17 protein-coding genes and 2 pseudogenes are annotated in these 15,692 nt (G+C 37.7%); 17 read left to right on the top strand and 2 right to left on the bottom strand.

The genetic code is table 11. The features are described 5' to 3' along the window. The first annotated feature begins 233 nt into the window (after nt 1-233). Nucleotides 234-1,001 carry a CPBP family intramembrane glutamic endopeptidase gene (locus ACDD58_RS01425; protein WP_199536242.1) on the top strand — a complete coding sequence of 256 codons (768 nt, stop codon included), beginning with the start codon at nt 234-236 and terminating at the stop codon, nt 999-1,001. Beyond that, on the top strand, nt 985-1,938 hold the full coding sequence (locus ACDD58_RS01420; RefSeq protein ID WP_370775260.1) for an alpha/beta hydrolase: 954 nt from the start codon (nt 985-987) through the stop codon (nt 1,936-1,938). Before ACDD58_RS01425 ends, ACDD58_RS01420 begins: the two co-directional genes overlap by 17 nt. Nucleotides 1,939-2,363: 425 nt before the next feature. Here the strand turns inward: ACDD58_RS01420 and ACDD58_RS01415 are convergent, their stop codons facing one another. Continuing rightward, nucleotides 2,364-2,903 (bottom strand): helix-turn-helix domain-containing protein, encoded by a 540-nt coding sequence (locus ACDD58_RS01415; protein WP_370775257.1) that lies wholly within the window; start codon nt 2,901-2,903, stop codon nt 2,364-2,366. 165 nt (nt 2,904-3,068) lie between these two features. Here ACDD58_RS01415 and ACDD58_RS01410 point away from each other — a divergent pair, with 165 nt between their 5' ends. From ACDD58_RS01410 to ACDD58_RS01375, 8 genes and pseudogenes are all read left to right on the top strand, one after another. Next, on the top strand, nt 3,069-3,260 hold the full coding sequence (locus tag ACDD58_RS01410; RefSeq protein ID WP_116444116.1) for an ICEBs1 excisionase: 192 nt from the start codon (nt 3,069-3,071) through the stop codon (nt 3,258-3,260). An 18-nt stretch (nt 3,261-3,278) separates the two neighbouring features. Next, nucleotides 3,279-3,689, top strand: a pseudogene (locus ACDD58_RS01405) (Arm DNA-binding domain-containing protein); the annotation flags it as partial. Nucleotides 3,690-3,705: 16 nt separating this feature from the next. Further along, nucleotides 3,706-3,939 carry a hypothetical protein gene (locus ACDD58_RS01400; RefSeq protein ID WP_370775253.1) on the top strand — a complete coding sequence of 78 codons (234 nt, stop codon included), beginning with the start codon at nt 3,706-3,708 and terminating at the stop codon, nt 3,937-3,939. Between the two features lie 285 nt (nt 3,940-4,224). Then, nucleotides 4,225-4,809, top strand: coding sequence for an MBL fold metallo-hydrolase (locus ACDD58_RS01395; RefSeq protein ID WP_370775250.1), 585 nt, complete (start codon nt 4,225-4,227; stop codon nt 4,807-4,809). A gap of 258 nt (nt 4,810-5,067) precedes the next feature. Beyond that, nucleotides 5,068-5,757 (top strand): annotated as a pseudogene (locus ACDD58_RS01390) (recombinase family protein); the annotation flags it as partial. 109 nt (nt 5,758-5,866) lie between these two features. Continuing rightward, nucleotides 5,867-6,250 (top strand): hypothetical protein, encoded by a 384-nt coding sequence (locus ACDD58_RS01385; protein WP_370775247.1) that lies wholly within the window; start codon nt 5,867-5,869, stop codon nt 6,248-6,250. Nucleotides 6,251-6,425: 175 nt separating this feature from the next. Then, nucleotides 6,426-6,824, top strand: a complete 399-nt coding sequence (locus tag ACDD58_RS01380) for a UPF0158 family protein (RefSeq protein WP_370775244.1) — start codon at nt 6,426-6,428, stop codon at nt 6,822-6,824. A gap of 15 nt (nt 6,825-6,839) precedes the next feature. Next, nucleotides 6,840-8,102 (top strand): hypothetical protein, encoded by a 1,263-nt coding sequence (locus ACDD58_RS01375; protein ID WP_370775241.1) that lies wholly within the window; start codon nt 6,840-6,842, stop codon nt 8,100-8,102. 54 nt (nt 8,103-8,156) lie between these two features. Here ACDD58_RS01375 and ACDD58_RS01370 read toward each other — a convergent pair whose 3' ends face one another. Next, on the bottom strand, nt 8,157-9,260 hold the full coding sequence (locus tag ACDD58_RS01370) for a transposase (protein WP_370775756.1): 1,104 nt from the start codon (nt 9,258-9,260) through the stop codon (nt 8,157-8,159). Between the two features lie 598 nt (nt 9,261-9,858). Between ACDD58_RS01370 and ACDD58_RS01365 the strand changes: the two genes are divergently transcribed. The 7 genes from ACDD58_RS01365 to ACDD58_RS01335 all read left to right on the top strand — a co-directional run bounded on the left by ACDD58_RS01365 (nt 9,859) and on the right by ACDD58_RS01335 (nt 15,688). Beyond that, complete coding sequence (locus tag ACDD58_RS01365) at nt 9,859-10,002, top strand: hypothetical protein (protein ID WP_370775238.1); 144 nt, start codon at nt 9,859-9,861, stop codon at nt 10,000-10,002. Nucleotides 10,003-10,134: 132 nt separating this feature from the next. Continuing rightward, on the top strand, nt 10,135-11,586 hold the full coding sequence (locus ACDD58_RS01360) for a methyl-accepting chemotaxis protein (protein ID WP_370775236.1): 1,452 nt from the start codon (nt 10,135-10,137) through the stop codon (nt 11,584-11,586). A gap of 162 nt (nt 11,587-11,748) precedes the next feature. Continuing rightward, a complete protein-coding gene (locus ACDD58_RS01355; RefSeq protein ID WP_370775233.1) occupies nt 11,749-12,129 on the top strand; it encodes a lanthionine synthetase LanC family protein in 381 nt (126 codons plus the stop codon). A 14-nt stretch (nt 12,130-12,143) separates the two neighbouring features. Continuing rightward, nucleotides 12,144-12,428, top strand: coding sequence for a hypothetical protein (locus tag ACDD58_RS01350; RefSeq protein ID WP_370775230.1), 285 nt, complete (start codon nt 12,144-12,146; stop codon nt 12,426-12,428). Between the two features lie 15 nt (nt 12,429-12,443). Beyond that, nucleotides 12,444-13,004: a hypothetical protein gene (locus tag ACDD58_RS01345; protein ID WP_199654210.1), complete on the top strand. Its 561-nt coding sequence runs from the start codon at nt 12,444-12,446 to the stop codon at nt 13,002-13,004. Continuing rightward, complete coding sequence (locus tag ACDD58_RS01340; protein WP_370775226.1) at nt 13,001-14,212, top strand: MYG1 family protein; 1,212 nt, start codon at nt 13,001-13,003, stop codon at nt 14,210-14,212. Before ACDD58_RS01345 ends, ACDD58_RS01340 begins: the two co-directional genes overlap by 4 nt. A 111-nt stretch (nt 14,213-14,323) precedes the next feature. Next, nucleotides 14,324-15,688 (top strand): MATE family efflux transporter, encoded by a 1,365-nt coding sequence (locus tag ACDD58_RS01335; RefSeq protein ID WP_117920325.1) that lies wholly within the window; start codon nt 14,324-14,326, stop codon nt 15,686-15,688. Nucleotides 15,689-15,692 lie beyond the last annotated feature (4 nt).

Here is a 15,692-nt window from a genome sequence, read left to right as displayed (position 1 = left end):
AAGAATATGTAGAATTTTAAGAATAATCATACCAAATATAGATGTTTATAATTTGATTAGATACAATATATAGTTGCCGAAATTGAGTTTGCATAACGGACAGAAATGCCGAAAGCCTGTATTTATGCGGGCTTCCGGCATTTGTTTTATAGAATGGCTCTAGTTTGGCTCTATTTGTGGGGAGAATAATGGGAAAGAGTTTTTACGGATTTTGACTAAAGAAGGAAGAAGACATGGATAATTCTGTGGATAGAAAAAATGCGATTAGATTATATTTAACTGGAACTATAGGACAAATTACGGTAATAGCGATCATAGTTTTCCTATTGCGTAAGATAGGGATAGTCGTTGATTACACAACGGTAATTGGGATGATAGCAATTGGAATTGGCGGAATTTCTTCGGCAATGTGGGGGAGCATTGTCACAGTTCGATATCGAAAAATAAATTTTAAGAGGATTGTAATCGAGTTTGTGAACATAAAGCAACCTATCTTCGGCTACTTGCTTGTTTTTATGTTTTTGAGTATAGAGTTTTGTTATCTATTAATGGGTGGAATGTTACAAGTAAAGAATTGGTATATTCCGGTTATATTATTTGTAAAAGCAATTTTGTTCGGTGGGATTGAAGAAATAGGTTGGAGATATACGTTTCAGCCAATTATTGAGGAACGGCATAATTATGTGTTTTCGACATGTGTGACATTTGTCTGTTGGGGAATATGGCATTTCCTTTATTTTTTTATTGAAGGTTCAATGCAATCAATTCATGTAGGTAGCTTTTTATTTGGACTTTTGATAAACTGTTTTATTTTATCTGCATTATACAATAAAACAAGGAGCTTATGGATATGTGTAATGACACATGCATTGATTAATTCGTTATCGCAAATTTCAGTTGGTGGAAATCTCTTTGTTTCACTGGTGTGTAAGGTAATTATTATTTGTATTGCCGTTTTTATTTCAGGAGGGATATGTAAAGATAATGAAAAAAAGAACTAAAACAATGTTGCGGGTGTTATTATGGATAGTAGCAATTATTGTTATTTTAATTTTGATTTGCTTTGTTTATCATAGGTATAAGCTTAGGAAAGAGGAAAAATTAAGGGAACCATTAGGGCAGCTTATAGATATAAATGGAAATAATATTAGCATTTATGTTGAGGGGAGTGGTTCTAAAACGCTTGTGTTTTTGTCTGGGAGCGGAACGTGTTCTCCCATTCTGGATTTTAAATCCCTATATTCATTGTTAAGCGACGAGTATAGAATTGTTGTTGTTGAAAAGTTTGGATATGGATATAGTGATGTTGTTGATGAATACAGAGACATACAGACTGTATTATCTGAAACAAGATTAGCTTTGAATAAAGCAGGAATTGATGGTCCATATGTTTTATGTCCGCATTCTATGTCTGGAATTGAAGCCCTGTATTGGGCACAAGAATATCCGGATGAAATTGAAGCAATCATAGGTTTGGATATGGCTGTGCCAGAATATTACGAGAATATGAAAATAAATCTTCCACTAATGAAATTTGGACAATATGCAGCGAATTTAGGAATTACCAGACTAATTCCTACACTTGCGGAAAGTGATGCTATAAAGCATGGAACGTTGACTAATGACGAAAAGAATAGGTATAGAGCAATTTTTTATAACAGAACGGCAACTGTAACAATGATAAATGAAGCGAAGAGTGTTAAGGATAATGCAAGAATTGTAGCTCAAAATGGAGTACCACAGGTTCCTATGCTGTTTTTTATTTCTGATGGAACTGGTGGAACTGGTTTTGATAAAGAAACATGGAGAAGGATACAGGAAAAATACATCTCAGAAGTGGAGTCTGGGAAGTACATAGAATTGGATTGCCCACATTATGTGCATGATTATGAGTATGGAAGAATAAGTGAGGAGATTAAAAGTTTTTTTAGTGATTAATATTTATCAGTCATTTGAAGGGTGATTTTGTGGGATTGTATATTGCAGATGTTTTGTTTTTTATGGTACAATATCGTCTAAGGAAAGTACCCATGACAGGGTGGTAGCCTCCCGAGTTTATGATACCGGTTTAACGGAATACATAGGAAGGGAGGTGGCGCCGATGACGGCTTATGAGATCATTTCGATTTTCATTGGGATATTAGTATTGCTGATGTCCTTTGGTAGCTTGATTGTAGCGTTGCTTGCCTTTCTCGATAAGAGAAACAAGCGAAAATAAAAATGCCTATCCTGTCTGATCCACAGGATAGGCGGTGTCCTTAAGGACATTCATTAACCTAAACTCGGAGCATCCACCTTTGGAGTGGGTGCTTTCTGTTTAATTAGATATTATCATCTTATGTCTGATAATTCAAGAGGTTTCGCTAATTTGGGAAAATTTTTACAGTAAGCTTGTCAGTCCCTTTCGACACAACCATGTTGTCATCAAGCAGGTGTTGCTTGATTTCTTCAATGTTCTCATTGATACGCTGCAAGCTGGCATTGTATTCTTCTTCAGAATAATCATCTTTTGAATTTATCATATTTTCACTAATTTCCAAAGCTTTCATATAAGTGCAGATTTTTTTATTTATTATAGGATTCTTAAAGGATATTTTGACCGTAGCAGGTTTAAAGTTACCTTCTTCGTCCTTTTCTGCTTCAAATTTCATATCAATCTGGTCATCCAGCTTAAACAGTAAAGACAACACGTCCGAAACAGTTTCTATATCAAAATCCATAAAAATATTGATGCTGATACCCAATGCATTTGCAATCTTCAGTAGCTGATCTGGCTTAGGATTGCGAATACCATATTCATATTTCTTAATTGTAGCGGAGTTTATGCCGGACAGTTGACCGAGCATTTCTTGCGATATTCCACGCATATTACGAAAATATTTAATCTTTTCTCCAGTAGTCATAAAACAGCTCCTTTATGATTTGTTAGCTCTATTCTATCACAATAGGACACATTTGTGTATAAAAAGTTTGATGAATTACTTGACAGACACAAATGTGTACTATATAATACGGATAAACAAGGTCACAAAAGTGTGCCAAAATAAAAACAGGAAGGAGAACACAGTATGGAGAATACGATGAAGATGTATGTAACAGCAGATGAAGCAGCACAGATTCTTGGAGTATCAAGAGGATATGCTTACAAAATCATTCGTGGTCTTAATAATGAATTGAAAGAAAAAGGCTATCGGGTGATTTCAGGCAAGGTACCTACAAAGTATTTTGAAGAAAAGTTTTATGGTATGGCAGTTGGTTAATGGAGAGGAGATGATGATATGCCAGCTGCAAGAGATGGTAAGACTTGGCGTAGCCAGTTCTATTATGAGGACTGGCAAGGCATACGCCATAAGAAGAACAAAAGAGGTTTTAAGACAAAAGCAGAAGCAGAGGAGTGGGAGCGTAACTTCCGGCAACAGCAGAGAAAGGATCTGGATATTAACTTTGAAAATTTCGTTGAAATCTATTTTGCTGATATGGAGAACCGGCTTAGAGAAAGCACAATCAAGAATAAAAGATATGTGTTTGATTTAAAGGTTACGCCTTATTTCAAAAAGAAAAAGATGTGCGAGATTAAGACAGCGGATATTCGGGCATGGCAGAATGAACTGATTAAGCAGGGGTACGCACCGACTTATCTTAAAAGTATTAATAACCAGTTGGCAGCACTTTTCAATTATGCCGTCAGATAGTATGACTTGTATTATGGCATATTATAACTATAAGTTGGAAGAAAATGGCATTAATCCTAAACCGTGTGCAATAACAGATGATGATGGAGAAGTGGTAGCAGACGATTTTCCACCAGATTATAATTATTTGCAGGATTATGTGTATAAAATAGTTTCTTCATTTGATTTTATAGAGTCACCAGAAGAATGCACCATAAAAATTGCAGATGAGAATGACGAAGAGTATATAATGATTTGCAAATTGTAGAAATCTGTAATTTAAGTTTATGGTTTACAAATCGGTATTTTGGAGACTATGGCTTTTGATTTTAAGAAAGAATTTAAAGAATTTTATAAGCCTAAGAATAAACCAGAGATTATAAATGTACCTAAGGCAAATTATATTGCAGTTATATTAATGATATTAACAAAGATAGATTGCATCACGAGATTTATATGTCTGATGCAAGAAAGGTTGCCCCAGAGAAATGGAAAACTGTAATTAGACATCCGATTAAGAAAGCGTAAAATCAGCAGTTGAGGAGGTGATTTTGTGATAAGTAAGTTAAGATACGGCAATACCAACACTTTCTTTATTCAAGGAATAAGTGGCGGTTTGCTTATTGATACTGATTTTGCGGGAACATTGCCTGCATTTTATAAAGCAATTAAAGAACACAGCATTAAAATTAGTGATATTTCTTATATTTTGGCAACACACTACCATCCTGACCATATTGGTTTAATAAGCGAGCTGATGAAACAAGGAGTAAAACTTCTTCTACTCAATATACAGAAGTCATATATTCATTTTTCAGACGAGATTTTCAGACGAGATAAGCGATTAGAGTATGAACCTATCAATACCGATAATTCTGTAATTATCAACTGCAAAGATAGTCGAGAATTTCTAAAAAACATAGGTATTGAGGGAGAAATCATACCGACTCCAAGTCATAGTAAAGATAGCATATCCTTGATTTTAGATAATGGGATTTGTTTTGTGGGAGATTTAGAACCTATCGAATATCTTGATGCTTATGATGGTAATAGTAAATTAAAAAGTGATTGGAACCTTGTTATGAGTTATAATCCCAAAAGGATTTACTATGCTCATGCTAATGAAAAAATATTGTGATCGACAGCAATAAATTCAAGTTTACCCAAATGACAACAGACAGGAAACTTGATATTTTTGTAACAAAGGCATCAATATATCTCCCATAATTCCCATAAATTTATGGAATTAAAATTTCATGATACTTATAAAACAGTTCCGATTTTCTTTCGGATTTCTCCTATTAGTGAGACAATAATTATTTTTACACAAACCAGTTTATTCGTGGTAGAATAAAACCACAGATAAGCTGGTTGTTTGTTTTGAAAGGAGAATCTAATGAAAACCAAACAACCGGAACTAAACAAAATCACTTCACTCTACGAGAGATTATCCCGTGATGATGAGCAAAGCGGTGACAGCAACAGTATCATAAACCAAAAGAAAATGCTGGAGAAATATGCAACCGAACAGGGATTTACCACTCTGCGTCATTATACAGATGATGGCTGGTCGGGAACCAATTTTGACAGACCGGACTGGAAGCGTATGCTTGCAGACATTGAAGATGGCACTGTAGGATGCGTTATTGTAAAGGATATGAGCCGTATCGGGCGTAATTACCTTGAAGTAGGCTTTTATACGGAAGTTCTGTTTCAAAAGAAAAATGTGCGATTTATCGCTATTTCCAACAATATGGACAGTGCTTTAAACGATGGCAGTAACGAATTTGCCCCATTCCTTAATATTATGAACGAGTGGTATGTAAGAGATACCAGCTGGAAGATCAAATCCGTACTTCATAATAAGGGGATGGACGGAAAGCATCTGGCAGGCAACGCAATTTACGGGTACAAGAAAGACCCTGATGACCCAGACCATTGGATTATTGATGAAGAGGCTGCCACAGTGGTACGACGTATTTATCAGCTTATCATTGAGGGAAACGGACCGATGCAGGTAGCAAGGATTCTGAAGGATGAAAAAGTCGAAAGACCTTCCTATTATCTTGCAAAGCAGGGACTTGGAACCTGTCGGGGAATTCTTCTGTAGAAAAGGCGATAGAAGAATATGACCAATATTTGTCCGGGGATAAACAGAATGGTGGCTTTAGGTATATAGTTAAGGATATGAAGGGATGACGCTGTTATGGGTGTATGTTCCGCCAACATCTACTGTAGAAAAGTGTGCAAACAGGATCTATGACAGAAATGAAGATGGGGACATGGATATTACGGACTCTCCGATTCAACTACAGAATATGGATAACCGAAAGAGTAATACATATGCGGAGCACAAGATATTCCCATATGTTACAACGGAAGATCTACGCATGGATTTGATGGGTAAAGTAAGAAATCTTGCAAAGAGCAAAAATCCGGATTATCCTTGGTTGAAAATGTCTGATGAGGAAATATTGAAGAGTGCTGGTTTATGGGAAAAAGATTTTTCATCAGGTATTCAAGGATATAATCTGGCAGGTGCTGCTTACGATAAAAAGACTTCAACATGGACATTGTAATGAGACAGTCTCAAGTTAGTCTCAACAAAGTCTCATAAAATTTGACACTTGATGAGACTGAAAAAACTAAAAATGATTAATGAATTTATATGATTTATCGATTGGAGAAGATAAAATGAATCAATTTCAATCTATAGCATTAAAAACACATTTTGAAGTCGGAAAAGGATAAAAGATGAAAGTAAAATTAGAAGACATAATTGAGGCAATGGAATTTGCCAATATGGAAACAGAATATTATTATGATACCCAAAACGAAAAAGTTCTGATGTTGTTTGATGAAATGGTGGATGGTGAGGACAATCAGGAACTTTTCGAAGATTATATACCATTACCGGGACAATACGATATCAATGAGTATCGAATAATGGAAGAGTTTATATACGAACTTCCAGCGGGAAAGAATCAGGATGTATTGGCAAGGACAATTCAGGGAAGAGGTGCTTTTAGAAGATTTAAGGATAAATTGTATGACTTAAATTTGGAGAAACATTGGTATCAATATCGTGATGAAGCTTATGAAAAAATCGCAAGGCAATGGTGTGAAAAATATAAGATTGATATTGTTGAATAAAAGAAAGGGGCTGCTATGATACCCACAGAAGATATTATATCGATAGTGAAAAATACAATCGCTACATCAATTAAATGTAACACCCATCGGGGATACATTGGTTGGAGCAGCTGCGATAATATTTGTATGGATATGCATGACTGTCTTGATATGTGTGCTGAGACTTTAGAAATGCGTGGTTATATGGTTGCACTTGAGGCGGCTACATATATACTGGTATCTGGTGTTAAGTTAGCATCTCATGCAGATAGTAGTTCGGGAATGCTTACAGATGTTATCATGTGTACATACGAATTAATAGGAAAATGCGCAAAAGAAATCGAAAAACAGGATAAACAGATGCGAGATCAAGCACTTGCATTGATTATAAAAGAGGCAAAAAAGAGTGTTTTTGATGGTTGGACTGACTGGCGTTATGACTTGCTGAAATGTGGGATTTGCCTATGCGATGAAAAGAGTGCGAAGAAACTTGAAAAGGTTTTGGATACCCTTTTGGAAATTTCACGGGAGGATTATTACCCGGAATATACGAAAAAAGAAGATTTGATTGTAAGATACCTTTTACATAGACATTTATATGGAAAAAAGAATACGCAGAAGGAACTATATCAGAATATTGCAATAAATGAACTCCGTATTATAGCTATTAAGGATGCTATGGAAGATAAAAATTATGATGAAGCAGAGAAGCTTTGTTTAGAGAAAGCAAACGAAGAAGAGACATGGCATTATCGTAGCAGTAATCCGGAAGATTGGAATAATATGCTATATGACATATATAAGACAGCAAACAGTACGGAAAAGCAAATCACACAGGCAAAAAAGCTGCTATTGATGGGAAATGAGAAGTTCTGGGATGTTTTGAAACAGATTTATAAAAAGTGTGGTGCGTGGAATGAAAATTACGAGAGCCTATTGGATGAATTAAAGGATAGCAAGCGAACTGTTTGCTATCGCAGTGTTCTTATTTCTGAAAATGAAAAGAAGAGATTGCTTGATGATGTAATGGAGAATCCGTATGATTTGTTTTATTATGGGAAATATTTGGTGAAGGAATATCCGGAGCAGGTATATGAGTTGTGTTATAAGGAAATAAGTGAGAGTTGTGCTCAGGCAAAGGATAGACGCGAATATAAGAAAATAACGAAGAATATTGCACAGCTTATAAAATGGAAGGGGAATGATACTGCTAAATCTTTAATTGAGGAATTGATGCAGAGATATCCAAGAAAACCAGCATTGTTGGATGAATTGGAGAAGGTGGAGAAGAAACTTTAGGAGAAAAATGATGTTTTTACATTGACTTTATATAATTGACACCAGTTTACAACTTTATAAATGATAGACTTGTTGATGAATCAGCTGTTTTAAGGTCTTTGTCATAGCATTTGATTTTATATGTGTTTCGATATTTTTCACGAAAGTGGCAAAAAATATCTGACTGCGAATGCCCTGACTTAATTCAAAACGAAACTCCTGTACGCTTTTTGTACGGTACTCAGAAAAATGTTCGTTCTGATAGGGCAGAATCTTCATGGCACAGTAACTGATGTTGATCAGATTAACCAGCATTTCAATCCCTTTGCAGCTTCGCACCATATAGTTGCAAAAAGACCAGAACGTTTTCTGTTCATAATAGCTTGTTTCAATATTCCAGCGAAACGAATATAGCAACAGTGGAATGTATTTCATACAGTCACTTCCGGTCTGGTTCAATGGTGCTTTTTCCTGCCATGCACAGAAAATCTGCAGATCTTCCGGGAAAATGGTACTAAAAAACAGTCGTTTTGTACCATGTTCTTTTTCTGTGGCAGTGACATAGGCAAGGATTTCCCTGTTGCCGCAGATCTTAGCGAGAACCCGGCGGACACCGGTATAATAATCACCGATCTTTTCATTGGAAAACGTAAAATCTGTTTCAACAGAAAGACGTTTTCCATGTTTGGCAGGACGTCCCCGATGACCGGTCTGTGCAGGTGCAAGATCATACATGACAGAATCAATCCTTGCATTGCCAATCAGATCCAGATTCGGATATTCATCAATGATGGATACCAGGTTCTGTTTTGTATACCAACTGTCACAAAGGATGACGACATGATCTTTGCTGTGAAATTCAGGCATAACCTGCCGGATCATGGAGGTTGCCAGTTCCAGTTTAGACTCTTTTTTCTGCCACATACGATAACCAAGAGGAACGGAAAGATAAGAAACTTTATCCCTATTCCAGACAGGTATGCAGAGCATGACACTCACAAAGCAGTGTCCATTCAGATAGTTGGAACCGTTGTGTGCGGCATGGTCAAACAGTTTTGAAACATTTTCAAATTTTGTGCCAAATTTAGATACCATCGTATCATCCCCACACAGAAACACAGGCTGCGTCTGCAGTGAATCTGGTACCAGCTTCAAAGCAATCCTGACAGTAGTATTCATAAATCTGGAATAATCAACCTTTGCATAGGAACATGCATAATAAAATACATTCAGTGATTTCTCCGTTATTCCGGATAAAAAATGCTGATACAGAAACCGGATAGAATGTGCGGATTCTAAGGTCAATATGGATAATATCAGCAGAAATAAGGTATCTGCTGTCGGAACAGAAAAAGTTTCAAAATAAATCAAAAAATATTGATGAAGTCTACCAATCAGTGTTTTTTCGTTGTATAATGCTTTTGTCGTACAGGGTCACTTTCCTTTGTAATGTTTTCAGCAAATTCATTATACATCAGAAAGCCCTGTGCGATATTTTTTTATGAAAAAGTTGTAAAGTGGTGTATAATCGAGTAAATAAAACAAAATATGATAAAAGAAATTTTGATAGGACCAAAGTCGGATGTAGAAGTGGAAGACGTGGTTAATTTTCTGAATTTTTGTGGATATTATTCCAGTACTCCTATTAGAAAAATCTGATATTTCGTACAGATAAGTAAAGCAGATATTAAAAGCATTGGAATTCCCAACTACCTTCTTGTCTATGCTATCACTAACAGATATAATATTTATATAAGACAGGAAGGGTGGGGATGGCATGACAAAAACGGGATCACAAAAAAAATTTAAAATAAGCATACGTGCAAAGATTTTAGTAGGAATGATCGTATGTGTTTTGACCGTGACGAATCTGATCGGCTGGTTTTTTATAGTACAGGCGAGAGATACATTGTTGGAATAGTGTAAGAAAAATGCCAGAAATTCAGCGAAAATTGCCGCAGAAAGAATTGATGGGGATATTCTAGAAAAGATCAAAGCAGGGGATGAAGCGACAGAGAATTATAAAGAGATACTGTCGCAGCTGCAGGATTTTTTGTGTGGCGATGATATCCAATATATATACACGATGAGAATGAATGGCGGCAGACTGGAATTTATTGTTGATGCTGATACTGAAGAAGGGGCTGCAATTGGTGAAGAATATGAGATATATGATGAAATTGCAGAAGCATTTAAAGGAAATGTCACGGTTGACAGCGAAATGACATCCGATGAGTGGGGAGATTTTTACAGTGCATTTGCTCCGGTTTACGATAGTGCAGGTCAGATTGCAGGAATCGTAGGCGTTGATTGTTCTGCAACTGATATCAGACTTCAGGAGAATATTTTTATAAAAGAATTTTTGATCATTGAACTGCTTGGATTAGTGATAGCAGTAGTGCTTTCCCTTATCATAAGTGGTATCTTGTCGAAAAGTGTAAGTGTGATAGCAGGGAAAATGAGTGAACTTGCAAAGAAGGAGGGAGATCTTACACAGAAAATCAACGTAAGATCAACAGATGAAGTTGGAGATATTGCAGACAGCCTGAATATGTTTTTGGAAAATCTGCGTGAGATCATTCATAATATCAGTGTAAGTGAAAATAAACTTTTAAACAATTCAGAACATGTAAATAATATTGTGACATCCTCTGCCAATGAAGTATCGAAGGTCAATGCGACAATGAACGATATGGAAGGAAAAGTCCTTGAAATGAGTGATCTGGTTCACAAGATCGCCGAAAATGCAAAGAATAATAACGAGATGATGTCATCTGTCATAAATGAGGCAAAATCGCAGGCTGAATATATTGGTGAGGTTGGATCAAAAGCAGAAAAGCTAGAAGAAGATGCGGTATCAGCCAGAGAGCGTATGCAGAATACGATCGTGAGAATTGGAAAAACACTTGAAGATAAAATTGAAGAATCAAAGGAAGTGGAGCGGATACAGCAGCTTACAGACAAGATCCTTAATGTTGCAGACCAGACAAATCTGCTTGCATTGAATGCCAGTATTGAAGCTGCAAGAGCGGGAGAAAGCGGCAGGGGATTTGCAGTTGTGGCCAACGAGATATCCAGTCTTGCGGAGGAGTCGTCAAAGACTGCAGGTGAAATTCAAAAGATAAATACATTTATCGTAGATATTGTAGCTAAATTAGCGGAGGCTTCGTTTGAACTGCTAAACTATGTGAAAACAAATGTTATTTCTGATTATGATGTCCTTGTACATACCGGTGAGGAATATGCAAATGATGCACATAATTTTAAAGAACAGATGGAAAAGTTTGAGGGGTATATAGATGAACTGGGGCAGAGTATGGAGCGTATTCATTATTATGTGAATGGCATCATGGATGGGTTTGATAAACAGAAAGAGGAAGTGTCGGTTAATTCAGAATATATGTCGCAGATCAATGAAGAATTTAAGAAGATCGTGGATGTAGTTTCGAACAATAAAGAAATTGTTGATGAGCTTGAAATGAATATCCGGCAGTTTAAAATCTAACATATCATATAATTCCTATTAACAAAGTAGAAATAAAAGCGTATATTACCAGATAACAAAAGACAAGTGCAGCCAGGGGTTATAAAAATGCCAAAAAACATATTATTCAAAGAATATAAAACACAGGATTATATTGAGATCGCAAAATAGACAGAGAGATGGGTGGATGCCACAAAGGTTACGACAGAAGATGGAATATACTGGGTACAGAGCCCGGATTCAGACGAAGATTTTACAGATTATCCGATGCTTACACCAAAGGCTTTATATGGTGGTTCAGCAGGAATTGGTCTGTTTTACTTAAGACTGTATCAGGTGACAGAGAATGAGGAATATCTGAAAAATGCAAAATCATTTGGAGATTTCCTCCTGAAGAAGGGTACACCTGCACCGCATGGAGGACGCTACTGGAATGTGGTTGATCTTACGATCATTGATTTCCCGAAAGATGTTTTCTGGGTCAACATGGCACATGGTACATCCGGAATCGGCTGGGTATATACGATTCTTTACAATGCCACAAAGGAACACCGGGTATCTTAGAGCATTTTATTTCTATGTATAAGATTACCGGTGAGGATGAGTTTTTAGGGTATGCAAAACGGACAGCAAGATTTATCATCAGCCAGTCGTTTGTGAGTGATGAACCGGGAGATATCTATAAACAGCAGAAAAAGAGAAACTGGTATGGAAACTGGTGGAGAACGATACCGCAGAATGTCCACAGCTATACCGGTTTATACATTGGAACAACAGGAAATGCATGGAGTCTGTTATCTTTAGCAGGGGTACTGGAAGGAAAAGAATGGATACAGACAGTAGAATACAATTATTTTAACTAAATTGGGAATGAAAAGATGGCAGAGAGAAAAATTTATCATTCAATCGCAGAATTAGTGGGAGAGACACCGTTAGTCGAAGTTACTAACTATGAAAAAGAACATGACTTAGATGCTACGATACTTGCAAAGCTGGAATTTAAGGATATTCCGGGAGTGCCGGAACTGATCGCAGAAAAAGGACTGGCATTCGATCCGTTTTACGATCTGCTTCAGAAGTATGCAGATGAGCATGGCTGGTATTATATCAATCAGGGCAGAAATCCGGAAAACCCGAATGTACATATCGCAACTACCGGTCCTGAAATCTGGGATGCTACAGGCGGAGATATTGATTTTCAGTATGATGAAGTAGTTGAGGTTAATGCAGATCTTGCATATGAGGTTGGTCGTGATCTGGTAAGAACAGATGGAATCTTTCTTGGTCAGTCTGCTGCAGCAGCGATCAAAGTTGCAACGGATATTGCAAAAGACCGGAAGCAAAGGGAAAGACGATCGTTGCGATCTGTGCAGACAATGCATTCAAATATTTATCGACGAATATTTACAGATAGTAGGAGAAAATTGATCAGATCATGAATCATACATTATTACAGCAGATCACAAGAAAAGATGCAAAGGCATTTACACACGGCGGAAAGTTCCATGCGGACGATGTTTTTTCCTCGGCATTATTGCTCTACCTGAATCCGGAGATTACGATTACACGTGGCAATAAAGTCCCGGAAGATTATGACGGAATCGTATTTGATATTGGGCGTGGGGAATTTGATCATCATCAGAAGGACAGCAGAGTCCGTGAAAATGGAGTGCCGTATGCGGCATTTGGACTGCTTTGGGAGCAGCTTGGAACCGGGATTTTAGGGGAAGAACTCGCGCAGACTTTTGATGAGGCGTTTGTGCAGCCTCTCGATAACAATGATAATACGGGAGAAAAAAACGAGCTTGCAACCTTGATCGGAAACTTTAATCCAACCTGGGATGCGTCAGGCAGCAGTGATGATGCTTTTTTTAAGGCGGTCGGTGTCGCAGGTATGATACTGGAAAATAAATTTGAGCGTTATCTTGGAAATGAGCGTGCCGATAAAAGGATCGAGGAAATTTTAGAGTCACAGCAAAAGGAGTCTGATGCAAAAATACTCGTCCTGCCGGAATTTATTCCCTGCCAGAAAAGGCTTTCAGAGACGGAGATTGCGTTTGTGATCTTTCCATCTAATCGTGGTGGATATTGTATCCAGCCGCAAAAAAGAGAATATTCCATGAATTATAAGTGCAGTTTTCCGGAAAAATGGCTTGGACTGGAGAATGAAGAGCTGGTACAGGCAACAGGACTTTCCAGCGCCGGTTTCTGCCACAAAGGTGGCTTTCTGATGACGGCTGGCACATTAGAAGATGCTGTCGCAGCATGTAAGATCAGTCTGTCCTGCTTTAAAGAGGAACCCGTGATCGTAAATCTTGGCGGTGGAAAGGAAGCAGATGAATTATTGCAGAAATTGCCGGGAATGGAGCATGCCCGCATATCACACTGCGTGCTGCCGGATGTTCCGGAACTTACACTGCAGGGAATCTATGGGGAAGTTTTGATGGAAAAGCAGGAGTGGAAGAGCCGTATCAAAGATCAGGTAAAACAGGTCTTAAAAGAAAAACCGGAAGCTGTTTATGTGGAAGGGAATGTTTTTTTGACTTATCCGATCGTACATCAGCTTCGAAAAAAACATATTCCGGTTTTAACACTGGCAGAATGTGATGGAGAGCGATATATCGTACGTATCCCGTCGGGTTCTTGAAAATTGATTGACGAAGCCCAAAAAAGGCAGTAAGATATGCAATGCAAAACAGGCATTGTATATCTTATTTTATTTTATGAAACAGTGTAAGGAAGAAAGGTGAGAGCAGCAATGAAAAATAATAAATATGAAATTGATATGTGCAATGGCACCATTATGGATAAATTAATATCGTTTGCATTTCCGCTAATGCTTTCTGGAATTTTACAGTTAATGTTTAATGCGGTCGACATCATCGTTGTGGGACGGTTCAGCGGCAGTCAGGCACTTGCAGCAGTAGGTTCGACAACGGCACTGATCAATGTATTTGTGAATCTTTTTATCGGGATCTCACTTGGAGCAAATGTGCTTGCAGCAAGATTTTATGCTGCAGGACGGGAGGAAGAAATGTCACAGACCGTACATACGGCGATTACGTTGGCACTGATCAGCGGTGTGGTGATGGCATTTGTTGGTGTACTGTTTGCAAAGGGAGCGCTGGAACTGATGGGCACACCGGATGATGTGATCGGTCAGTCGACTTTATATATGCGGATCTATTTTATGGGAATGCCATTTTTTATGCTTTATAATTATGGTGCGGCAATACTTCGGGCAGTCGGGGATACAAAACGGCCGCTTTTATTCCTTATTATATCCGGCTGTATCAATGCGGTGCTGAATATGATCTTGGTGATCGTATTTCATTTAGATGTTGCCGGCGTTGCGATCGCAACGATCATTTCACAGTGTGTGTCCTGTATTCTTGTTTTACGCTGCCTTTGTAAAACGCAGGGAAGCTATCAGCTTCATTTATCAAAACTTTCTATAAAAGGTGTTTATTTAAAACAGATTTTTCAGGTGGGAGTTCCGGCGGGAATCCAGAGTACAGTCATCAATTTTTCAAATGCATTGTTACAGTCCTCTGTTAATTCCTTTGGCGCAACAGCAATGGCGGGATATACGGCAGCAAATAATCTGCTTGGTTTCCTGTATGTTTCCGTAAATTCTGTTACACAGGCGTGTATGAGTTTTACCAGTCAGAATTTTGGTGTAGGAAAATATAAGCGTATGGACAGAGTTCTTCTGGACTGTCTGATTTTATCGGTTGGAGTTGCTGCTGTGCTTGGATGTGGGGCATATTTCTTTGGAGCAGAGATACTGACGATCTATACCAAAGAACCGGATGTGGTTGCATGTGGAGTAGAGATTCTTTCAATTACTACAGTGCCATATTTCCTTTGCGGTATCATGGATCTTTTTCCGGGAGCACTGCGTGGAATGGGATATTCTTCGGTTCCGATGATATTGTCTGTGATCGGTACAGTTGGAATGCGTATATTATGGATTTTTGCATTCTTTCCGTATCACAGATCCTTGTATTTCCTGTTTATTTCGTACCCGGCATCCTGGCTGGCTACGATCGTGATGCAGGTGATCTGTTATTACTTTGTACGGAAAAAATGTCTGGGAAAAGCGGTTAAAAAGGATCTGTAAGCTG

Origin of the sequence: Roseburia sp. (assembly GCF_041325975.1) — a bacterium.
Classification (GTDB): Bacteria; Bacillota; Clostridia; order Lachnospirales; family Lachnospiraceae; genus Roseburia; species Roseburia rectibacter.
The sequence above is the reverse complement of the archived record's forward strand: the minus strand, read 5'-3'. Positions and strand labels throughout refer to the sequence as shown.